This window comes from Streptomyces sp. NPDC002676, from assembly GCF_053592455.1.
Map to the genome: position 1 here is coordinate 305,039 of NZ_JBSFVT010000009.1, position 21,254 is coordinate 326,292.

Annotated in this window: 17 protein-coding genes and 1 pseudogene; 11 read left to right on the forward strand and 7 right to left on the reverse strand. The window is 63.4% G+C overall.

The window, feature by feature from the left end; genetic code table 11:
* Nucleotides 1-133 precede the first annotated feature (133 nt).
* Nucleotides 134-793, forward strand: coding sequence for an HAD family hydrolase (locus ACWD3E_RS25765; RefSeq protein WP_451389916.1), 660 nt, complete (start codon nucleotides 134-136; stop codon nucleotides 791-793).
* Here the strand turns inward: ACWD3E_RS25765 and ACWD3E_RS25770 are convergent.
* Nucleotides 774-2,051: a transcriptional regulator gene (locus ACWD3E_RS25770; RefSeq protein WP_451389917.1), complete on the reverse strand. Its 1,278-nt coding sequence runs from the start codon at nucleotides 2,049-2,051 to the stop codon at nucleotides 774-776. The two genes, ACWD3E_RS25765 and ACWD3E_RS25770, sit on opposite strands and share 20 nt — an antisense overlap.
* Nucleotides 2,052-2,284: 233 nt before the next feature.
* Here ACWD3E_RS25770 and ACWD3E_RS25775 point away from each other — a divergent pair, with 233 nt between their 5' ends.
* The 9 genes and pseudogenes from ACWD3E_RS25775 (at nucleotide 2,285) to ACWD3E_RS25815 (ending at nucleotide 10,848) form a co-directional block, all read left to right on the forward strand.
* The gene (locus ACWD3E_RS25775) at nucleotides 2,285-3,178 is read left to right on the forward strand and encodes a phosphotransferase (RefSeq protein ID WP_451389918.1); all 894 of its coding nucleotides are present in this window, start codon (nucleotides 2,285-2,287) and stop codon (nucleotides 3,176-3,178) included.
* 79 nt (nucleotides 3,179-3,257) lie between these two features.
* Nucleotides 3,258-4,508, forward strand: coding sequence for a methionine adenosyltransferase (locus ACWD3E_RS25780; protein WP_451389919.1), 1,251 nt, complete (start codon nucleotides 3,258-3,260; stop codon nucleotides 4,506-4,508).
* Nucleotides 4,508-5,434, forward strand: a complete 927-nt coding sequence (locus ACWD3E_RS25785; protein ID WP_451389920.1) for an aminoglycoside phosphotransferase family protein — start codon at nucleotides 4,508-4,510, stop codon at nucleotides 5,432-5,434. The genes ACWD3E_RS25780 and ACWD3E_RS25785 overlap by 1 nt, the downstream gene beginning before the upstream one ends.
* On the forward strand, nucleotides 5,431-6,147 hold the full coding sequence (locus ACWD3E_RS25790; RefSeq protein ID WP_451389921.1) for a histidine phosphatase family protein: 717 nt from the start codon (nucleotides 5,431-5,433) through the stop codon (nucleotides 6,145-6,147). The genes ACWD3E_RS25785 and ACWD3E_RS25790 overlap by 4 nt, the downstream gene beginning before the upstream one ends.
* Nucleotides 6,140-7,432: a serine--tRNA ligase gene (gene serS, locus ACWD3E_RS25795; RefSeq protein ID WP_451389922.1), complete on the forward strand. Its 1,293-nt coding sequence runs from the start codon at nucleotides 6,140-6,142 to the stop codon at nucleotides 7,430-7,432. Before ACWD3E_RS25790 ends, serS begins: the two co-directional genes overlap by 8 nt.
* Entirely contained in the window at nucleotides 7,432-8,454 is a 1,023-nt protein-coding gene (locus tag ACWD3E_RS25800) for a glycosyltransferase (protein ID WP_451389923.1), read from the forward strand. The genes serS and ACWD3E_RS25800 overlap by 1 nt, the downstream gene beginning before the upstream one ends.
* Nucleotides 8,448-9,443 carry a hypothetical protein gene (locus tag ACWD3E_RS25805; protein ID WP_451389924.1) on the forward strand — a complete coding sequence of 332 codons (996 nt, stop codon included), beginning with the start codon at nucleotides 8,448-8,450 and terminating at the stop codon, nucleotides 9,441-9,443. Before ACWD3E_RS25800 ends, ACWD3E_RS25805 begins: the two co-directional genes overlap by 7 nt.
* Nucleotides 9,444-9,618: 175 nt before the next feature.
* A pseudogene (locus ACWD3E_RS25810) lies at nucleotides 9,619-10,301 on the forward strand (DUF317 domain-containing protein).
* Between the two features lie 298 nt (nucleotides 10,302-10,599).
* Entirely contained in the window at nucleotides 10,600-10,848 is a 249-nt protein-coding gene (locus tag ACWD3E_RS25815; RefSeq protein WP_451389925.1) for a hypothetical protein, read from the forward strand.
* A 211-nt stretch (nucleotides 10,849-11,059) separates the two neighbouring features.
* Here ACWD3E_RS25815 and ACWD3E_RS25820 read toward each other — a convergent pair whose 3' ends face one another.
* From ACWD3E_RS25820 to ACWD3E_RS25845, 6 genes are all read right to left on the reverse strand, one after another.
* Nucleotides 11,060-12,934: a DNA cytosine methyltransferase gene (locus ACWD3E_RS25820; RefSeq protein ID WP_451389926.1), complete on the reverse strand. Its 1,875-nt coding sequence runs from the start codon at nucleotides 12,932-12,934 to the stop codon at nucleotides 11,060-11,062.
* A 236-nt stretch (nucleotides 12,935-13,170) separates the two neighbouring features.
* Nucleotides 13,171-14,922, reverse strand: coding sequence for an AIPR family protein (locus tag ACWD3E_RS25825; protein WP_451389942.1), 1,752 nt, complete (start codon nucleotides 14,920-14,922; stop codon nucleotides 13,171-13,173).
* 12 nt (nucleotides 14,923-14,934) lie between these two features.
* Nucleotides 14,935-15,924, reverse strand: a complete 990-nt coding sequence (locus ACWD3E_RS25830) for a PD-(D/E)XK motif protein (RefSeq protein ID WP_451389927.1) — start codon at nucleotides 15,922-15,924, stop codon at nucleotides 14,935-14,937.
* Nucleotides 15,924-18,728 (reverse strand): Z1 domain-containing protein, encoded by a 2,805-nt coding sequence (locus tag ACWD3E_RS25835; RefSeq protein WP_451389928.1) that lies wholly within the window; start codon nucleotides 18,726-18,728, stop codon nucleotides 15,924-15,926. The genes ACWD3E_RS25830 and ACWD3E_RS25835 overlap by 1 nt, the downstream gene beginning before the upstream one ends.
* A 169-nt stretch (nucleotides 18,729-18,897) precedes the next feature.
* Complete coding sequence (locus ACWD3E_RS25840) at nucleotides 18,898-20,166, reverse strand: ATP-binding protein (protein WP_451389943.1); 1,269 nt, start codon at nucleotides 20,164-20,166, stop codon at nucleotides 18,898-18,900.
* 195 nt (nucleotides 20,167-20,361) lie between these two features.
* Nucleotides 20,362-20,829, reverse strand: coding sequence for a hypothetical protein (locus tag ACWD3E_RS25845; RefSeq protein ID WP_451389929.1), 468 nt, complete (start codon nucleotides 20,827-20,829; stop codon nucleotides 20,362-20,364).
* An 18-nt stretch (nucleotides 20,830-20,847) separates the two neighbouring features.
* Between ACWD3E_RS25845 and ACWD3E_RS25850 the strand changes: the two genes are divergently transcribed.
* On the forward strand, nucleotides 20,848-21,254 hold a 407-nt coding region (locus ACWD3E_RS25850; RefSeq protein WP_451389930.1), incomplete at its 3' end, for a helix-turn-helix domain-containing protein.

The following is a 21,254-nucleotide window of genomic DNA, read 5'->3' on the forward strand; positions in this document are numbered from 1 at the left end:
GTCAAGTGGACATGTGCTGTCTGACCAGCAGCTTTGCTTGCGCAGGAGGTTCTCCTGGGCGTGGCGCGTAGCGGTTGATCACGGACCGAAAGGGCTGCTTCACTCTCGCGCCGGACCGTCTAACCTGCCGAACATGATTCGTGCTGTGGTGTTCGATGTTGGTGAGTGCCTTGTTGACGAGACTCGGGAGTACGGGACCTGGGCGGACTGGCTGGGGGTGCCACGGCACACCTTCGCGGCGATGTTCGGGGCGGTCATCGCGCAGGGGCGCGACTACCGTGAGACGTTCCAGGAGTTCCGGCCTGGGTTCGATCTGACCGAGGAGCGAGAGAAGCGCGCGGCTGCCGGGAAGCCGGAGTGGTTCGGCGAGGGTGACCTGTACCCGGATGTGCGGCCGTCGCTGGCTGCCCTGCGCGAGGCGGGGTTGTGGGTGGGGATCGCCGGGAACCAGACCGTGCGGGCCGGCGGCCTGTTGCGTGGCCTCGACCTCCCCTCCGACATGATTGCCACCAGCGACGACTGGGGTGCGTCGAAGCCGGATGTGGCCTTCTTCGAGCACGTCATCAAGGCGACGCCTGCCGAGCCGGGGGAGATTCTGTACGTCGGTGACCGGCTCGACAACGACATTCGCCCGGCCGTGCAGGCGGGACTCCTGACGGCCCTGATCCGGCGTGGGCCCTGGGGCACGATCCAGCAGCGGGATCCGGACGCGGACGCGATCACGACGATGCGGATTGACTCGCTCGCGGAGCTGCCGGAGAAGGTTGCCAAGTTCAACGCTGAAGTGCGCTGACTGTCGTGCCCCAGTCATAGAGCCGGTCGTCGAGGTCGCGGACGCACTGCTCGTTCTGCCAGGGAGCGAGTGCGCGTCGGACCTCGCGGACCCGGTCCATGCCGGTGGCGTACCAGGTGACGGAAAGCTGGTCGAGGGCCTGGGTCGCATAGCGGCACGCCTCCTCCGGCCGCCTGTCCGCCGCTTCCACTGCGGCGATGTCTCCGAGGATGACACTGCGCTGCTTGTCGGACTCCGGCGGCAGGTCGTCAAGGACCTGGAGAAGGGTCTGCCGGGCCTGGGGTAGGTGGCCAGCCTTGAGCTGGGTGTTGCCTTTGAAGGCGGATAGTCGGACGGGGCTGAACCAGTCCAGCCAGGCGGGTGCGGGGTGCTCGGATCCGGTGGCGAGGATGTCCTCGGCATGGCTGATCAGCTGCAGTGCGGTGCGAGGGTTCCCGCAGCGGGTCTCACATTCCGCTTCTACGGCATCCAACCAGGCCCAATGTTCTGCGGTGGCGTCCTCGCGGCGTGCGTAGGTGCGCGCAGCGGCCATGCGTTCGACTGCTGCCTCCCGGTCTCCTGCCCAGCCGGGTATGAAGGCCATGTGGGCGAGGATGGCCGAGCCGAGGAGAGGGTCATCTGCTTCGCCCGCGGCCTGGAGGGCGCGCAGGAGGGTTTCGGCAGCTTGGTCTGGCTGGCGTAGGTCGAAGAATTCGATGCGGCCGGCGAGGAGGTAGGACTCCGCGAGGGCAGCGGCGAGAGTTCTACGGGCTGGGTTTGCGGTCTCGGGCAGGAGGGCGACGCCGAGCCGGGCATGTTCCACGACTGCCGGGTGCAGGGTGGCTGGGGCCACAGACCAGTACAGGTGACGGTGGGAGCGGGTGACGATCTCGAAATCCATACCAACGGTGGCCGGTTGCGTCGCGACGGTGGACTGGACGGGTATTGCAGCCAGCCGCGTTCCGGTCATGGGCGTGCGAGGCGTGCTGCGGCTGACCGCCACATCACGCTGTTGCCCTTCAGTCCCCCAGGGCGGGGTGAACCCCAGGTCCTCCATGCTCTGGCCCAGCAGGTGAGTCAGGACTCGGTGGACATCGGGCTGGGGCCAGGGTGGTGTCGCGGACTCCCATCGCCGGATCTGCCGGACGCCGACAGAGAGTCCTCGGATGCCGAGCCTGGGGGCGGCCTTGGTGATGGCGTCCGCCAGCGCCTGTTGGGAGTTGTAGCCAGCAGCTACCCGGGCTGCCTTGAGTCGGGCGTTGCCTGCGGGACGAGACATGAACTGCCTCCGGGTGAGTTCTTGCCAGGGATTGCCATGATGTCCCTATCGCGGCGCGAAATCATCCATGTGTGAGCAACAAGGCCCTCTCAAAGCCCTGTTGATGACCCATCAGGGCCCTCGAATAGGGCCTCAGTGTCGGTGAAGATGGCATCTCCACGGGCCTAGCGGCACCAAGTAGCTGGAACGTGGACTAATTGACACGAGCGCGGCGTGGGACGGAGGCGACAAGGATGCGCAGCACGACAAGGAGGAAGCCGTGGACCGAGCAGGGCCTCGGTCCGTTTGGCCCGGCAGTCCTCAAGCCGTACTCCAGAACGCGGTTCGCCAGAGACGGCAGTGCCGTGCTGAAGGTCTACGTGGGCATTGAACCCGAGGGCCGGCGGCTACGTGAGGCTGCGACGGTCGAGCTTGCTGCCCTCCGGGGCATCTCGGTTCCGACCGTCCTGGCCACGGGAAACGGTGAGGCGGGGTCTTGGACGGCGTTCCGAGCCGTGGATGGTACGCCGTGTTCGATAGACACCCATGAGGCGATGGAGGAGTACATCAGCCATGTCGTGGCTGTGAGCGGCAGACTGCACCGGCCTACTGCTGGCACCACTCCCGGCGCCGGCTGGGGGGTGCGGCGAGCCGATCCGGTTTCCTCGCGGCGATTCCTGCTGGATCAGTTCTCCCCTCGCTGCCGGTGGCTGCCCTGGTGGGCGGTGCTGGATGAGGCCCTGCAGCCGATCGATTCCCATCCGGTCGTTCACCTGCACGGTGATCTCAAGCCCGAGCACCTCCTCGTCGGCGGCGAGCGTCTACACGTCGTCGACTGGGAGGCGAGCGCCTGCGGGCCGGCGGTCCTCGACTACACCGACGTGGTCTTCCACCTCCTACGCGACCTGCTGTACGCAGGTGTGCCGCCCGGACGCATCCCGGTCGATCTCGTGACCCGGCTGCCGTTCAGTGGGCCGGTTCTCGCCTGGCGCCTGCTCCTCTGGCTCGATCGCCGCCGCACCCAGGACATCGATCTCGTTACCACCCGCGACGTCTACCGGGTCGCTGCTGAAGAACAGGCCGTCTCCGCGTACAGGTGGATCGCTCAGGCCGTTTCGCTCCTCCGCGCTGCCGGTGTTCCTCGCTGATTCCTTGCTTCGCCGCTCACTCAGGCGAACTGACGCCTGCGCTCATCCCTTTCTGTCTGCCCTTGAACGGGAGCTCGTCATGCCTCGTACCAGCACGATCATCGGCAACAGCCACCTCGTCATCGACACCGCCGTGGCCAGGCCGGACGCGACGACCATCGTCGAACGGAAGGGCCTCGGCCACCCGGACACCCTGGCCGACCACCTCGCTGAGCGCCTGTCGCGTGCCTACAGCCACCACACCGTCGAGCGCTTCGGTGCCGTGCTGCACCACAACTTCGACAAGCTCGCCCTCCTCGGGGGCGCGAGCGAGGTCCGGTACGGCGCCGGCCGCATGACTGCTCCGGTCAGGGTGCTCGTCAACGGCCGTGCTGCGCCCATGTGCGGCGGGGAGCGGATTCCCGTAAAGGAGATAGTGGAGGCCGAGGTGCGGGCGTTCTTCGCCGAGCGGCTCCCCGAGGTCTCCGACCATCTCGACATCGCCTTCAACATCACCAGCAATTCGAGCCCCGGCGCTGTCCTCACGGGCGACGAGGTGCCCGACCGGACGCGCTGGTTCAACCCGCGGTCCATCGAGGACCTGCGGGAGCGGCGGGTAAGGCTGTCCAACGACACCTCGCTGGGAACCGGCTGGGCCCCGGAGAACACCTTCGAGTCGTTCGTCCGCGAGCTGGTGAACCACTTCTCCGGGGAGAGCGAGTTCACCCGCGCTCACACCTGGTGTGGGTCGGACGTCAAGCTCATGGGCTACTGGGACGGCGAGCAGGCCGACGTCGTGCTCTGTGTGCCGCAGAAGTCGCGGTTCGTCGCCAGTCGGTCCGAGTACGTGCGGAACGCGGAGAGCGTGCTCGCCGAGTGCCACAGGCTCGCCGCCCTCAAGCTCCCCGGCGCTGAGACGCGGTTCCGTCTGAACGCGCGCGACGTCCCGGGGAAGGACGAGCTGTACCTCACGTACACAGGCAGCTCGATCGAGTCCGGCGACGAAGGAGTCGTCGGCCGCGGTAACCGGGTCAACGGGCTCATCACACCGCTGCGGCCGATGAACCTGGAGGGCGCCAACGGGAAGAACCCCGTGTACCACGTGGGCAAGCTCTACAACATCGCCGCGCGACGGCTCGCCGAGCGGCTCCACGAGGCGACCGGGGAGCACGCCGAGGTCCACCTGGTGAGTGCTACCGGGCAGCGCCTCGACCAGCCGTGGCGCGTTCTCGTCCGCCTGTCGTCTCCGGACACCGAGGTGGACAAGGTCCAGGCGCTCGTAGAGGAAACGCTGGGAGAGTTTCCCGCCCTCACCGACGAGCTGGTCTCCGACGGGATTGTGCTGAGCTGATGCCGAAGCGGACGCTCGGAGAGGTCTCCATGGAGTGCCGGGAGCGCCTGATCACCCACTATGGCACCGAGGTCTCCGGGTGGCTCGACACCGTGCCCGCTCTGCTGGACCAGGCGGCGGAGCGCTGGAAGCTCGCGCTCGGCGCGTACCACAACACCGGACACGCCTCCGTGATCGCCACAGCCGGCACCCTCGACAGGCGTCCACTGCTCCTCAAGGCATGGGCCGACCCCGCCCGGTTCCGCAGCGAGGTGACCGCCCTGCGCCTCTGGGCGGGCGGTCCCACGGCGGACGTTGTCGAGGTGGCGGACGACCTCGCCGTGGCGGCCCTGGAGATGATCAGCGGCCAGCCGGGCGGCGGCGAACGGCCGCCACGAGAGCTGCAAACGGTGGCCGCCGCCCTCCAGGGCCTCCACACGTTCGGCCGCCGCCGTCGCCGACCGCGTGACCTCCCGCTTCTGGCCACATACCTGCACCAGGAAATACGCCCCCGGGTCTGGCGCAGACTGGAGTCGGTCGACCTCGGCCCGTGGCACGATTTCGCCAACGCGATCCTCCCCGAGCTCATGACCTTGGCGGAAGACGACGGCCGCGCGACGGTCCTGCACACGGACCTTTACCGCGAGAACGTGCTCTTCGACTGGCTGGGGCACCCGCGGTTCATCGATCCCCTTCCGATGGTCGGCGATGCCGCCTTCGACTGGGCCTTCTGGACTGTGTACTACGACCTCGGGCACGACACGGACGCTCGCCTGGCTACGGCCGCCCGGATCGCCGATATCCCCGTCCCCGTGCTCGCACCGTGGTGCCGAGCCCTGGCAGTGGACGGTCTCCTCTACTACCTCGAGACCGCCGATCCACGCGCACCGCGGATGGCCGACGTCCTCGCGTGGCTGTCCGCACCAAGCTTAGGGAACCGACCATGACGACTTACGTCCTCCGCCACGGGCCGACCGATTACAGCCAGCGCTACCTCGTCAACGGCGACCCGGCCAAACCCATCCATCTGAACGAGGACGGCCGACGAGCGCTGGCCAGAGGATGGAACAGCCTGCCCCTCCACAGCGTGAGAACGTGGGTGGCCAGCGAATTTCCCCGTGCCCAGCAGACCGCGAACCTGTTGATGGGCGTTCCCGGACCGGAACTGATCACCGATCCGCGGCTGAACGAACTCGACTACGGTGAATTCGAAGGAGACCCGTTCCTCGAATACGCAGCATGGCTCGACGGGCACAGCGCCGACGAGCGGCCGCCCGGCAGCACTGAGTCACAGAGCGAGGGAATCCGCAGGATGCTCACGGGGGTCTTCGCGGCTCTGGACCACCCCGGCCCGCGCGTCTTCGTAGCCCACGGCCTGCTGGTATCCGTACTCGTGTGGCACCGCGCTCGGACTCCTGGCCAGGCCATGCCCCTGTTCTTTCCCGAGGCCCCTTACGTAGAGCCCGTCGCCATCCCTGACGAGGAACTGCCTGAATTCATCGGGACACTGGTGAACGATCTCGAAGCCGGCGCTGAGCGCCGTGCCGCCGATAGCGGTGACGGGAGGATATTCCGGAACGGGAACGGCTCGGCGGTTGCTACCGTCGATTCCCCATCCCCATCCCACTCGCAGGATCAGAAGGATCTTCCTCATGCATGATGCCCGCGCCCTGATCGACATGGGTGCCGAAGCGGTTCGTCGGCTCGCTCGTCGCGGTTACACCCTGGACCTGTCCGAGCTGGAGTCCCTCCACTCTCGGCGCAACCAGAACATCCGCTCGGCCGACGAGCTGCGGGCAGAGTCCAAGCGAGTGGCGAGCGAGGTCCAGCAGACGGCCAAGCAGGGCGGCGACATTACCAAGCTCAAGGAGCGCGCTCGCGAGCTGAAGGACCAGATCCGCGAGATCGAGGCCGGCCAGGAGCAGATCGAGGCCCAGCTCCGTGACCTGCTCCTCAGCATCCCGAACCTGCCGGATGACTCGGCTCCCGATGGCGACTCCGAGGAGTTCGCCGTCGAGGTCCGTCGCATCGGCACGCCGCCCGCGTTCGCGTTCGCGCCGAAGGACCACGTCGACCTCGGCGAAGCCACGGGCATCCTCGACTTTGGCAGGGCCACGAAGCTGTCCGGCCCGCGCTTCGCGGTCTCCCGCGGTGCCGGTGCCGCCCTGGAGCGTGCCCTGTCTACGCTCTTCCTCGACCTCCACACCCGTCGGCACGGCTACGTCGAGTACGCGGTCCCCTACCTGGTCAGCCGGAAGACCATGACCGGCACCGGCCAGCTCCCGAAGTTCGAGGAAGACCTGTTCAAGACAGGCGTCGCCGACCGAGAGCTGTTCCTCATCCCGACGGCCGAGGTCCCACTCACCAACCTTTACGCCGACGAGATCATCCCCCCGGCCGAGCTGCCGCTCGCACTCACCGCGCACACCCCGTGCTTCCGGTCCGAGGCCGGCTCGTACGGCCGCGACACCCGCGGCCTGATCCGCCAGCACCAGTTCGCCAAGGTCGAGATCGTCCGCATCGTCGACCCGGCCGACGCCGACGCCGAGCTGGAGAAGATGATCGGCCACGCCGAGGCGTGCCTGAAGGAACTCGGCCTCGCCTACCGCGTCATCAAGCTTGCCGCCGGCGACACAGGCTTCTCCGCCCAGCTCACCTACGATATCGAGGTCTGGATCCCGAGCCAGAACACGTACCGCGAAATCTCCTCGGTCTCCAACTTCGGCACCTTCCAGGCACGCCGGGCAAACATCCGGACCCGCGGCGAGGACGGCAAGCCCAAGCTTGTCGCCACCCTCAACGGCTCCGGCTTGCCCGTCGGCCGCACCCTGGCCGCTCTCCTCGAACAGTGCCAGCAGCAGGACGGCTCCATCCTCCTGCCCGAATCCCTCGTCCCGTACCTCGGCTTCCGCCGGATCTCGGCGAACGGAACACCGGAGGCATAGTGCTCGTCGGCGTCTGCGACTTCCCTGGTAGCTACGCCTTTCCACCCGCCGGCTACGGCGGAATCGAACGATGGCTGTGGGCGGTCGCCACAGGCGCCCGAGCCGCAGGCGCCGACGTACACCTCCTCGGGCCGGGCTGGCTCACGGACCTGGAACACGAATGGGTCCGCAAGCCAGTCCGCTTGGAGGACATCACGCCCGGAACGCTCGCCGAGCGCGAGCTGCGCGACACCGGCTACGACCTCCTGGTCGTGGGCCATGAGTACCCGTCACTTTCCGCCTGGACCCGCACCTGGAGCGAGCTGGACTGCGACATCGCCACCTTCCAGCACTCGCCCGTCTTCCAGCACGCCTCCACCGCGTTCGACGGCCAACGGTCACGGCTCTACTGCTATTCGCCCGAGATGATGGAGCGCTACGCCGACCACCGGCCGATCCCCGAGCTTGCTGTTCACTTGGGCCTCCGTGAGGAAGAGCCTCCGGCCACAGCCGGTACTGGCCTCGTCTGGCTCGGCCGGATCGACGAGGACAAGGCTCCGCACATCGCGGTGCGGGCAGCGCAGATCCTTGGCCGCCGGATCCGAATTGTCGGTCCCGTCTTCGACGACGAGTACGTGCGACTCCACGAGCGCCTCCTCACCTCCGAACACGTGGAGTGGGTCGGGGAACTCGGCGGCACTGCCAAGACGGCAGCGATCGCCGGGGCGTCTGTCTTCGTCTATACGTACGCCCGTGCGTACGTGGAGGCCGGTGCCGCCGTCTTCGGTGAGTCCCTTCGCGCCGGCACCCCCATGGCCGCTCTGACCTGGCGGGAAGGCACATGCGCCCAGGCCGCCCTGTGCGACGAGACCGGTGCGGTCGCCGTCGTCGACCCGCACGAGGACGATGAGACGGCGGCGCGGAGGCTCGCCGACTCGATCCAGCGGGCGGAAGACCTCAACCACCGCCAGGTCCAGGCCGTCGGCATGCACCGTTTCGACTCGGCCCGTCACTTCCGGGCAATGGCGACACGGCCATGCTGACCCCTGCAAACCGCACGGTCGGGGACGGTTTTGCCCAGCAGATACCCGGTGTGATCCGTGCTGCGTTAGGCCCGCACTGGGAGTTCACGGCCGATGGCTGTCACATCGAGGTCCGCCATCCGAACCGCGGTACCGCCTACAGGCCACCGCGTCGAGCGCCTTCCTGGAGGGAACTGCTCGCCTCACTGGAGACTGGCTTCGCGCGGGAAGGAGCCCCACGCGATGCCTGCCTCCCCCTCAGCTGGGGCCGGGAGACCGAACTGACGATCTCCGCGGTCCAGGCACTCGACCCACTCCTCAAGGATGGCCAACCCCGCACACACCGAAGCGGATTCCTTCCCCAGCCAGTCGTCCGCTTCACAGGCCAGCGCGACACCACCGGCCACTTGAAAGACGGCTTCCTGACCTCCTTCGTCAACATCTCCCGAGTCCAACCAATAGGCAGCCTGGAGGAGTACGGCGCCATCCTCGACGGGTGGCTGACAGTTCTCTCCCAACTCGGCTTCCACGCACGGCACCTGAGCATCAACGGCAAACTGTCCCCGTGGCGCCGACGACAGGTCGAGGGCATCACACTGCGCTTCCACCACCTAGACCACACCCTCGGCGACATCGTCCTCCTGTGGAACACCGAATACCCAGGCCGCATGGCGGTGGACCTCGGTAGCGGGCTGGAACGCCTGGCATGGGCTCGCACCCAGGAGCGCTGGAACCAACTGATCTACGGCAGCTTCGCTGGCTCTGCGCCGCCGACCACGCTGGATGCCATCCGTACCGCCACGCTCCTACTCGGGCACGGGATCACCCCGGCTGCCCGAGGAGCGGGAGGCATCACGCGGCGGGTCATAGGCGCCATCGATCGAGATGCCACACGCCTTGGCGTCGGGGCCCTGGTCAGGGACATGTACGACTACTGGTCGCTCGTCGACGTCCTGCGCCCACCGTGGCCAGAGATCGCTCGTGCCATTGAGGAAGAGATACACCTGTAGGGCGCCCCGCATCAGTTCGCTGGGGGCAGACGGGAAAGACCCCTGAGGGACTGGTGCGCGGGGGCAAGCCATGTCGACGTACAACGCCCGGCCGCAAAACACCCCCAAGCCCTCGGAGGCGCCCCTGCACCCGCACCACCCCAGCAATGCCTCCCATCTTGACTTGCCGGACCCGGTGTACGGGGTCACCCCGCGCCACCTGGCTGGTGATGACGATGCTCTCGCCGAGCGGGTCGGCGACACACTGGCCGGCCCTAGCTGGCGCATGTGGCCCTCCGCCCGCCACACCCTGCTGTACGTGAGCCCCGACGGGCTGTGCGGCGCCGAATGGGTCCTCGCGACCTACCGGTTCGAGCTGGGCGGACTGCCGGTGGCCTGGCAGCTGAGCGCCCGCTCGCATGCCGCCTCCGTGATGGCGGAGTGGAACGCGTGCTTCACGACCGGTTTCCCGTACGAGGCCCTCGCCGACCTCCTCGTAGCGATCGACGCCAGCAACACGCCCGATGTCGGCTTCGAGGGGCCCGAGACCGTCCTCAACGCGCTCTGTGCCGGCTGGATCCGTGAAGTGGATCGGCCTCGCACCACCGTCATGGATCCCGGCTTCGCCTCCTCGGTGTCCCTGGGGATGGTGCCGCCGCTCATCGAGGACGCCGACCCTCGTCCTGACCTGGTGGGCTGGCAGGCGTGGGCGGAACCTGCCCTCGGCGCTCCGTATCTGTGGTGCGCCAGCTTCAGTGCCAGCGTCCCTCACGACCTAGTCGCCGCGTTCACCTCCTCGCTCGCCTCCCCGGTGCCGGTACCCGCCGCACCGTGCCCAAGAGCGCCGAGGGCCGGCTCACCGTCGTTGGCCGCGGCTGACGACCCTTGCCCTGATGGAGCCGCTGTTGTGCGACTCGTCGCCGATCTCGCCGGGTGGCGGGCACGTTTCCCGTGCCCGCCGGATGGCAGAGAGGAAGAAGATCTTGTTCTTTCGACGTGCGCGCGAGGACCGCGCGTTCCGTGAGGCCCAGCGTGCGGGCTACGCACTGCTACTGCAGCTACAGGCCACGCAGCCGTGGCCCGATGTCCCCGCGCAGACCGCACTGGCTGCGGCTGCGGGGGAAGCGGTGGCGTCCGACTTCCTGCCGCCGGACTTGCGGGTACCGTCCCGCAGGAGGTGGCCGGCCTGATGATGCGCTGGCAGCAGCCCCTCGTCATCGACGGCGAGGTCCGTAGGTGCCCCGAGTGCGGCGCGAACCGGGACTGGACCTTCCTCTGCCTGCGCGACGACTCGGTGTGGCTGCGCTGCCGGGCTGGCCACGAGACCAGCCCCAGCCCCAGCCTTGGCGTCGTAGGCGGCCATGAAGACCGCGCTGGTGTCATTGTGGCGGCCAAAGTCCAGACCTGGGCTGCGGAGGAAGAGTAGAGCTGGAATCCGTTGGCGGCGCCGACGGCAGGTTTCGCCCCTGCGTACACGGCTCCGGAGGGGGCTGGCGAGCGCAGTAGCTCTGCTGGTCAGAGAGGCCGCGTGCACCGCATGCCTAGGTTCCGTCCACGAATAGTCCGCAGCGACAGACGAGCTAGCTCCGGTCTGACGAGCCGGCTTCAGCCAGCCCGCCCCCGGAGATCAAAGAGCCTCAGCAAAGCCGATCGTCGGCACCGCGGTCCTCAGCCGATCGGCACCACTCTTGCAGGGGACAGCTGGCGCAATATGGTTCGTTGGGAAGGCAGTTCGTGTTCGCCAACTGCCTCAAGGCGGCCATGCGGACCGGCGCATCGACCCCACCACCAATAAGCCGGGCCAATTCAATGCGACCGTCAGTCAGTCTGTTGGTGCGGTCCGACTTGCTCGCGAACACCCTTGCAGCGACACGCAGTGGCCCCTGCTGAGGCAGCATGACATCCTCGCCCATAAGTAGCCTGAACATGGCTGTTTCTGCAGGCTTCAATTTGAGCTGGACAGCTAGCTCGTCAGTGTCTTGCCAAATGTTGCGCTTCGAAGTCAGCTCCTCAATCCGCTCCACGCGCCGAAGCATTTTGGGGTCTTCGACGGCCGCATAGAGCTGCTGAAGCTCTTTGGAAGTCAGCTTAGGGCGGTCCTTGAGACGCTGGATAGCCCACTCGAGGTTACGTGCTCCTATGCGTTCGGCGCCTAGCATAGAAACGACGAGTGCGACGGCTTGCTGGACGTGCGGCCCCGGATAGAGGAACCAAGACCTCCCCTTACGCTGCCGGCGCCCCCACGCCGCAAGTGCCTGGTGCAGCGCCAACCACTGATTCTTGCCGGGCTGCTCAGCGTCAGCTGGTTTCAAGGCAGTGGCCGCCGCCTCCCCCAAACGGGGTGGCACAGCGTTTCCAATCTGCCGGAATGCGTCGCTCCGTGTTCCCGAAAATCGAAAGTCATCTGGGAAGGTCTGAATCCGCGCGGCTTCACGTACAGTGAGAGTCCGGTGCTCTTCGGGGTGGATGTACCAGTATCCGTCTTTCGCGATATGGGCAGTGATGGAGCGACTGTAATCGTCCCAATGAAGACGCTTGTACTTATCGTCGAAAGTATCGGCCTTGTAGCGTCGAAGGTGCTCGGGAATATCCGAGTACAGCGTCTTGTGGTCCATGCGCTTGAAGACCTCTAGGTCGTCTGCGCGCACCGGCCGAGTCATGTGATCGTAAACAATGCCCGGATCGTCAACGTCCTTCCTCATGAGCGTCAGGAAGTCAGACGGATCAGACGAAACCTTATATGGCAACACGCGGTCGCCCATGGGCTTCTCTTCGTCAAGCGCGGGGAGATCACCAATGGCTTGCCTGAGATGGACCGGGTCTGTTGAAGCTGGCCAAGTGAAGTTAGCGCTGTCGTTGCGAGCCAGGACGATCAACCGCTTGCGATGCTGCGGGACCCCATACTGCCAGGCGTCGACCAAGCGGACTTCGGTGAAGTAGCCGTCTTCCTCCAAAGCCTCAACGATGGTTCGAACAACGTGGAAGTCGTCGCCGAGTGCCATGTCCGGGACGTTCTCCATGAGAACCGCGCGAGGGCCAACTTGGAGCACGACATCTAGGTAGGCGCGCCAGAGCTCCTTGCGTAGATCGTTTTCGTCACGCTTGCCAGCCTCGACCAGACTCTTGATCTTGCTCCGGCCAGCGCGACTGAACGGCTGACAAGGAGGGCCACCTGCAATCAGATCGATAGGCGCCTGTTGCAACAAGGAGATGAGCTGGCTCCGCTGTTCGGCGTCACCCAAGTCCGTTCCCAGAGCGAGCCCGGGGAAGTTCGCCCGGTGTGTCTCCCGGGCTCGCCGGTCCGAGTCGACCGAGGCAGCGACAGTCCATCCGGCATGTTCGAGACCAAGGCTCAGGCCGCCGGCTCCGGAGAAGAGGTCGACGGCCAGACGGGCTCCGGAGCTGGCCCGACCTTTGCACCAGGCGGCGAAGGTCTTCTCGGTACAAGCGTCAGGATGCTCGTCGAGCTGGAGTACGTCGCTGCGATGCAGCTTCACCCCGTAGAACGACACCCAGGCCTCCTCTTATTGCTCCAACGACGACCACCAGGACAACACAGTCGGCTGCCCCAGACAAGCCCTTCATGCAGGTGACACAGCAGAAGGATGCCGCAGCTCAACACCAAGTGCACAGCAGTTCGTTGGAGCGGGCACCTCCCAAGAGGTGCGTGCCTAGCTGGACGACGCAGCCTCTGACGTTGGGCACTGCCCCTGCCACGGGACACACGAGCCGCCAGCCTGGACATCGGCTACTTCCCAACCTGCGTGGCAACCTTGGCCAGCGGGCTGGCCCAAGAGATGTCCAGCACACTCTTCCAGCAGTCTTCCTTTTTACACCATTCGGTGACGTTCCCTGAGCCGGGGGCGGCAAGGAGGGCTTGCCGGACAGGCCGGCTCAGCTCAGTCACGGCTCGCCGGATGCTGTCTGGAAGCCCTTGCCTCCTCCACACCGTCGCTAGGACATCGTCCAAATCAACTTCCGCGGCAAGTCGAGCCAGCGCATAGGTCGTTACGTTGGCCAAATATCCGGCACCGGGGTTCAACTTCCTGATCTCTGCACGCCCGTGCTCGAACAGAATCCTCTTTGCCACGAGTGCTTGGAAGTACTTTTCATCAGGAACAGTGGTAGATTCCGCGAGTACATTCAGTGTCCACCACTGAAAACACTTCTGAGCCCCCAAACTCACGACATGAGGTAGCTGCCGAAACGTAAGGTCGTACTTGGCCGCGTCGGTCTTAGAGAATCGCTGACCGCGAGGGAACTCTTCATCGAACGACCTCTGTTTTGCAGCAGTGTGCCGTCGAGCTCTATCTACGTTGTACTGCCCTCGCACGCGCTCGTAGTACCACCGGCTTTGGCGGGTAGAGCCCACGACCGCGGGCGCCCAAACGCTTCGGGACGCGCGTTCGAGCTCGACATGGAACGGGCTATTAGCCTCAAAATCCGCTTCGTTGATCGAATTCTGAGAGTTGGCGTAGCGCGAGATGTTCGGGACCAGCTGATCTAGCAGCTCGGGCTGCACTACAGTGATTTTCGTTGGTACCTGGATTTGGCTAAGGTCGGCACCATCACGGATAGCGGCATGGTGGAGCGAGGCTGTGGTCTGCCCGCCATTGACGATCTGTAGGTCGCTGAGGTGAAGAAGGTAGGTCTCGCTCCCTCTCTGCTCAAAAGTGGCCCCTGTGGCCGTAGCCGATATGCCGTTGTTGTAGGCAAGGAATCGGTCGGGTCTTTCTCGGATGGTTTCGTTTATTCCCTTATTGACCTTGCCTCGTGCTTGCAGGAATGCCCTGACGTTTCGCTGGAGCAGCTTGGACCCATGGAGCTCGTATATGTCCGCAAGCAATTTGCCTGGCATCAAGGTGAGCACACATTGGTAGTCCCCTTCCGAGCTAGGGGCTGGCAGACATGGCAGCGGTTCGCCGAACTCTTCGAAATCAATTGAGATCGGTTCCTCTTGACGGCCCGAGCTGGCGAGCCGCCTGAGACGCTCGATGTCCCACAGGTTGTGGACTATAGGTAGGCCATTGAGTTCCTCTGCAGGCAAGTCCTGTAGGGTGCTCCGACCGTCAGTTAGAAGAAAGATTCTGATCTTGCCGAAATCTTGCCACCTAGAATGAATATCCTGCACCATGTCGAATTGAGGGCTCGACTCCTCCATCTGTAGATGGTGTCCGTCTTGGCAAGCGGTGGCAAACAACTTCGTCCAGTTAAGACGTCGCCTCACCTGGTCGCGTGAGATGGTCTGACCATGTTCCCCGTAATACACTGATACGAGGTCCAATACGCGTCCGTCATCGCTGATGGAGTAGCCAGCGACCTCCATGCGACTGCGTCCAACGGGGTGGGCGAAATAGCAGACTTCCAAGTCTTCAAGTGTTCCGTCTTCTACAAGGTAGTCGCCGGCTGCTCGAACGAAAGCGTCTCGCCTTAGCCACCCAGGTTCCCGCCCAAGATAGTCTTCAATCGTCTGTTCCAGGGCGATGGAGAATTCCTGCATTTCCTCCACCGACTACTCCTTGGTCTTTCCAGCTAGTTTGACCGAAGCTCGCACAGCACCCTCATCTACTTTGTATGCGTCGCACGCTGACAAGTCGACGTTGTACGTTACTCGGGACACTCCGGAGGGCAATGCCCGGGAAGTCAGTCGTGGGAACCCGTCCGTGACATGAAAGCATTGTCGACGAGTCAGCGCGTATCTATCGTTCCCATACTGCTGGCTGTGGGTGTCCAACCATCCCGCTTCAAGCAAGCAGTTTTCGAAGCGGGACAGTTCTGGCTGTACGAGAGGATCCATGCGAAGTTCATCGACGATGTCCATTAGCGAGACACCACTCTGTGAAACTGAGACGACTTGATGTACGAGGAAGAGATTCGTCGCCGCGTCAGTGTCCAGTTGGCCTTCACTGCTGATCTGACAATGGTTGGCACCTTTTCGACCCACAGTCTTAACCTCGATCGCTGTCGAGAAGTGGGTGAAATCCTTTGGAGCACCCGAGGGTCCTCCCCACGCAGCGATTGCCGCAGTGCCAATAGCTGGGAGCAAGATCTCCCGCAGAATGAGGAGTTCGCCGAACAGCCCCATTCGCGCTTCCGGTGTGAGACCGGTAGATAGACCTCTGTCCAGCATCTTGCGCCATGCATTCAGACGACGTACCAGAGCCAGGGTGGGATGGGTTGCATGTATCTGAAGCTGTCGGACTAGATCAGCGAGGAGTGTGCAGAACAGCAATCGGTCGGTTCCTGGGTCGGCGACAACTTCGACGGACCCACCCCTGATACGGCAAACCAGGCCAGACGCAAGCATCAAGTCTCGATCTTCGGTGTCTTCGGTACTGCGGACCAACAAGGCCCACTCGCGGCTCGGGAACCGAACTTCGGTGAAGACGTCGATCGAGGATTCCGGCATGAGACGCCGGCGGATTGCGCCCGGGAGGTTGCTGCCCTCGACCTCAATTGCCGTGAAGCTCGCTTCGAGCTGTTCCGGTGTGCTAACGGTCATCACTCGTCGCCCTCAGCATCCTCTTCGATAGCCTTCCGAAGGCCGTCAAGGAAGACCTGGTTTACGCGGTATCGAACCTTCTTCGCTTTGTCGGAATGAGGGAAGACGACCGCGTATCCTACGATAGGAACATTCGAAGCCGAGACTTCTATATCGGATGAGATGGGATCGATGGGGTAAATCAACAGTAGACCCTCGCCGGGGTCGCGAAGCTTGCGCAATGACTCCCCGCTCGCACGCTTCGGCTCTCGACCTTTGCCGCTCTCAAGGAAATCCTGGACCGTCATGTTGAAAGCCTCAGTCACTTTGTCTGAGGTAAGGCCTATCGCCTCATGCGCAGGACTAACCAGCACGCCGACCTCGCACTCACCATCGAGTACCCTGGAGTGTGTAATTGTGCGCCTCTTTACTAGCGGCACGCCGAGTTTTTTCAAGGGAATAGGGGAGGCTCCACCTGTGATTGCTACCGTCCAGCGGAGAAGCTCGCCTTTGGCCACTTGGTTCTTGATGTAGGGAACCAAATTCTCTGGATTGGCAGTGAGTACTCGAGGGGATACATGGAAACCTTCGAGAAAGTCTATGACGGCCTGCGGCGGTACGTCTTGGCGGAAGAAGCCCCGGCCAGCTCCTTCCAGCTTGTCCTGAGATACGGGATTGGCTGGCTCAATCGCCTCGACTAGCCGTTCAAGACGGCCGTAGTTCTGGGCCTGCGCGTCCTTGTCTGTTCGCATCACCAGCGTCTCAGCTCTGCTAGCGGAGAGACTGACAGTCATCACCTGCGATGAGCGCATTTTGGTAGCAGCGGTGACCTGGAGGTTTCCCTGCCCATCGAGTACACGAAGCCCTACATGCTTAGGTGTCTGGCGTGCCCGCGATACGGCTGCAGTGAGGTCCATCAGTTCACGGTTCGCCCGAGTGATGTGAACGTAGTAATTGACTAGCTCTGTTGTCGTGTACAGGCGGGTCACATCCAGATATCCGGACCTATATCCAAACCAGCGCCCCATCTGCAGGAGAGTGTCGTAGGTTTTGGAGGCCCGCAAATAGTAGGAGACCGTCAGCCCCTCCAGTGTTAGGCCGCGAGAAAGCTTGTCTCCTCCCACTGCCACTACGGTAACCGGTGTGGTCGACTGATATTCCAACACATCGGTGGCCGTGCCGTTGATCCGTTTCACATTGGCTGCCGCCTCGTCCAGGATCAGCGGGATGAAATCCTCCACGTCTTCCCATGTGGTTGGAGGTCCGGCGAGTGCGCTCACGTCATCTCGGCCGACGATCTCTTCGTGGGTGGGAGAGAAGTCATCCTCCCAGAGCTTAAATAGCCGCTCGCGTAGTTCGCGTCCTGCTTTTCCGTAGTCTCCCCAGTCAGTAGACATACCCTGCAAGTGATCTTCTATTTGACGCGCAACCTCTCCCTGTACATCTGTCCAACGAGTGACGTGGACCAGCATGGTGTTGTGTCCGCCGGCGACGTCATGGTCCCTTGCACGGACCCTTCGCACGGCAGTCCCTAGCACAAAAGCGTCGAGCGCTTGAATGAGTGACGGCGGCAGCTGCTTACCAGGGCGATAACCCTTCTTGTGGCTATCGGGTAGCCAGTATTCGTGGTCATCCACCGGGCGCGTTATCGGCAGGGGGTCGCGGATCTCGGCGGCCGATGGATCCTCAAGGCCGAATACAACTTCCGGACCGCAATAATTGGAGGGAGGTTCCAGAGCCACGAGGAAGTTCTTCGGGAAGAGGTCTTCGCCGTGAGTAGGATGATTGGTCTTGTCCGGGATGAATATATTGGCGAAGGGGGTGGCTGTGTATGCTACGTAGGCTCGCTTGTCGAACTGGTCCAGCAGTCCGCGGATTGCCTTGTTGATCGCAGTCGGGTCATGGTTGGGATCGCTTTGGCTGCTTCCCTTTTTCGGGCGCTTGGTATCGACGGAAGCATAATCGGCTTCGTCATCGATAAGCAGGAGTGGAATATTTTTGATGCTTCGAGGATCGTCGCCTTCCGTGCAGAAGTTACCGAGCCAATCCTTGAGGTTCTCAAGAATGCGGGCGTTCTTCTTGGCGACCACGAGGATGCTTACCTCGTTTATATTCACCGGCGTACCTTGGAACTGGGCCGCAGTGAAGTCGCTGACCTGAGTGGTTACAGGCTGGCAAATAGTAGGCTTCTTCATCCCCAGAGTTCCGACTCCGATGATGACAGAGCTGTCGGCGTCTGGGTTCCGGCTCAGCTTGCTGTTGAAGCCAAGGAATTCCTTGTCAAGCCGCGCCTGGGTTTGGTGGCGGAGGCTCTCATGCTGGCTTGTCAGCACGACAATGACTTGGTATCCGGCATCCGCAGCCTTGCATATCAAGCCTGTGTAACTAGCCGTTTTGCCAGATTGAACCTGCCCATATACCATTCCGTAGGTTTTCCAAACGCCGGTGCGTGCCGGGTCCTCTAGGAGTTCAAGGATCTGATCCGTTGCCTCATCAAGAGCCTCCACCGTGCTCGGCTTCCAGTCTTTCTTCAGCCATTCGGCGTAGCGATTCCAATATGCGAACTCAATGTCCTGGCGCCTATCCTTCAACCACGCTACATGACCACCGGGGTCGCTCACTACAATGGGCTGAGGGACCCAGACATCAAATTCTGCCTCCAGGCGCCGGGTAACCTCGTCTACTGACACGCTCCCTGCTGCGGAAAGCATGGTAGCCGCCCCTTGTGCGAGCTCTTTGAAACGCTCACGTGTACGTTCGTGTTTCTCAAGGCCAAAGACCTTCTGCCTTGCAAGGATCAGGGCGGATTCTGTGAGGTCCGTCATTGTTCACGCCTCCTCGGAGGGAACCTGTTCGATGATGTCTTTGACAAGGCCCGGATGCCGGCAGAATGGCTCCGCTTTCAGCAGGGCATCGGCCAGAGCGGTTCTATCGGCAGGGTCTGAGGGGAGTCCTGTCAGCAGCGACCGAAGCATGGCGAGTACTTCTTCCGTGTCAGGTTCTACCCGTTCCGGAGTACTCGGACTGACCGAGTCTGCGGACCTGATGCCATACAGGCTCGACGCGACTGCGCTTACCGTGACTACGAGCGGGAGCACCACGGTGGGTGAATACTTTTTCGGACCTGGCTCGTACATCTTCGGCAAGCTCGATCAACCTCGGTTCAAGCTGAACCGGAGGGTGCACAGTCGACTTCCTCACGTCCACTGCCCAAGTGAGGTCGACTCCTGGGGGGATTTCAAGGGCCAGCCGGGCCAGTCGAGTCGGCGCCGACTTATGCATTCCTGCAAGACCCAACCAGCTTCCAGCTACGACCAGCCGATCTCCTCTGTATACATAGAATCCTTGGCGTGCGAGCATGCCGCCGGGACCAGAAACCAGGGTTGTCTCTTTCTTCGTCAGCCTGGACGGATGAGGCAAAACCACTGGGTTAACTCGTATGGAGTGTCCGGAGGCTGCAAGCTCTTCAACCCCCCGATCCTGTGTAGCGGGGTGGCGCCTAAGGCATGGATCCAAAGGGGAGAGCACTTGGCGCCCTATTTGCAAGTTGAGGCGCCCCGATGCTAGGAAGCGGTGAAAGGTGAGGGCGAGTTCGCGTCCAGCTTCCGAGACCCTTCGGGACAGTGTCCTGCCGTCCCCGAGCTTGTCCGTCTTCCTCCAGACGATTGCCGTACCCTGCCCAGTGAATCCGACTTGATCAGCGATGCGGAGAACTTCAGGATCAGGCTGTGTGAGTACGAGCCATTCCTTGCGCTCTGCTATGTAGTCAATGTCCCAGGTTCTCGCCGCAATTGAGCCGGCAGCGTTTCGGGACAGGACCGTGAGCATTCGTGCTTGAGAGAGGGATGCTGTCTTGAGCCCCAAGCCGAACCGTCCAAGGTCCCCGTCGGCTCGTTGGTGCCTTGGGTTGCGTGCGAACCTCATGGCCGCGTGGAGCTCAGGTTCGCTCATACCGGTGCCGTCATCGACAATGGCCACCCAAGTCTGCCCAGGGTCTGAGCAGAATGAGATGTGTACGTTCTTGGCTCGTGCAGCGATGCTGTTGTCTACCAGGTCGGCCAATGCCGTCGGTAGGTCGTAGCCAAAGGCGCGCAGCGACTCGATGAGATCTGCGGCGTACGGATCGAGACGCTCTTCAGCACGTACACGTCCCTGCATGTGGTGTTCCGGTCCCCCCCCTCGGCGCGGTACTAGTCGAGAGGTTAAGGGAAGTTGACGAAGGATGGGCAGGGTTGGCGCATCCCGAGCTGTCTCAATGACCATGTCGAGTGTGAGAGCGCCGGCTGACTCGGAGGCTGGCGCCCTCAGATGGCCAAGGCCTTGAGGCCCAGCCTCATCCTCCTCAGGTCGATCACAGACCCGGTCGTCGGCGAAGACCCAGCCTCGCGATGGTGCGATGGCCACTGGGGACCGCTCCCGTCCGGCTCCGTGCGTCCCTGGTGGTGTCAGTCGTTGATGTTAGACATCAACGGACGGCTTGACAGGCCCTTGCCGCTCAGCCTGCTGAATAGTGCGGCTGGCCAGGTCCATGAAGTTCGTGACCGAGGGCGCTTCAACGATCAGCAGTCTGTCGGCTCGCTCGCTGCCGTCTGCGAAGCCGCACCCGCTCTGGCGCAGCAAGGGAGTGAGCCAATGGACGGTAGGGCGCTCGGCAGCGAAGAAGATCACTGGACGGTCTGACCATGAGCGGTCTGAGTAGTGGCTACGGCAGCTCGCTGCGGTGAAGCAGCCGACAGATGTCAGGGCGTACGACAGCCCTGCCACGCCGAGTTCGAGGGCGTCAAGGGGTGACCCGTCCTCGGCAAACTCATGCACGACTCGAACAAGCTCGCTGTCTGGGTGCTGTGCAGCGTAGCTGGCTGGCAGGTAGTCGAGTTCCCCCTCCTCCACTGCCTTACGAGTTGGTGCGTGATAGCGGGTGGGCATGCTCGTGTGGTGAGGGGCATGGTCGATCGGGCGGTGTTGGCGCATCCGTTGTTCACGGGCGTCTCGTTGGCTCATCTCGCGTCGTTGGTTGAGGAGTTGGCCCGCCCGTGGGCAGCTGCGGTGGAGGGGCGGCGTTTCCAGCAACGGGGCGGTGTGAGGAGACGTGCGCAGGGTGCCGGTGCCGGCTTTCGGCTGGTGTTTGTGGACCGGCTGGTAGTCACGCTGATTCATCTGCGACACGATCTGCCGCATGCTGTGCTGGCAGTGCTGTGCGGTGTCGATCGCTCGACCGTTACCCGGGCCGTCGGTGAGATGCGCTGGCTGCTGGCGGATCGGGGTTTTGCTGTTCCCGACAGGCCTGGCCTGCGGCTTCGAACGCTGGAGGACGTGTTCGCCTACGCCGAGGCCGAGGGTGTCGAGCTGAG

Excerpts from the sequence above, each read along its gene's own strand:
- ACWD3E_RS25765 (WP_451389916.1), top strand. The coding sequence starts at position 134 with ATGATTCGTGCTGTGGTGTTCGATGTTGGTGAGTGCCTTGTTGACGAG.
- ACWD3E_RS25770 (WP_451389917.1), bottom strand. The coding sequence starts at position 2,051 with ATGTCTCGTCCCGCAGGCAACGCCCGACTCAAGGCAGCCCGGGTAGCT.
- ACWD3E_RS25775 (WP_451389918.1), top strand. The coding sequence starts at position 2,285 with ATGCGCAGCACGACAAGGAGGAAGCCGTGGACCGAGCAGGGCCTCGGT.
- ACWD3E_RS25780 (WP_451389919.1), top strand. The coding sequence starts at position 3,258 with ATGCCTCGTACCAGCACGATCATCGGCAACAGCCACCTCGTCATCGAC.
- ACWD3E_RS25785 (WP_451389920.1), top strand. The coding sequence starts at position 4,508 with ATGCCGAAGCGGACGCTCGGAGAGGTCTCCATGGAGTGCCGGGAGCGC.
- ACWD3E_RS25790 (WP_451389921.1), top strand. The coding sequence starts at position 5,431 with ATGACGACTTACGTCCTCCGCCACGGGCCGACCGATTACAGCCAGCGC.
- serS (WP_451389922.1), top strand. The coding sequence starts at position 6,140 with ATGCATGATGCCCGCGCCCTGATCGACATGGGTGCCGAAGCGGTTCGT.
- ACWD3E_RS25805 (WP_451389924.1), top strand. The coding sequence starts at position 8,448 with ATGCTGACCCCTGCAAACCGCACGGTCGGGGACGGTTTTGCCCAGCAG.
- ACWD3E_RS25825 (WP_451389942.1), bottom strand. The coding sequence starts at position 14,922 with ATGCAGGAATTCTCCATCGCCCTGGAACAGACGATTGAAGACTATCTT.
- ACWD3E_RS25830 (WP_451389927.1), bottom strand. The coding sequence starts at position 15,924 with ATGACCGTTAGCACACCGGAACAGCTCGAAGCGAGCTTCACGGCAATT.
- ACWD3E_RS25835 (WP_451389928.1), bottom strand. The coding sequence starts at position 18,728 with ATGACGGACCTCACAGAATCCGCCCTGATCCTTGCAAGGCAGAAGGTC.
- ACWD3E_RS25840 (WP_451389943.1), bottom strand. The coding sequence starts at position 20,166 with ATGGTCATTGAGACAGCTCGGGATGCGCCAACCCTGCCCATCCTTCGT.
- ACWD3E_RS25845 (WP_451389929.1), bottom strand. The coding sequence starts at position 20,829 with ATGCCCACCCGCTATCACGCACCAACTCGTAAGGCAGTGGAGGAGGGG.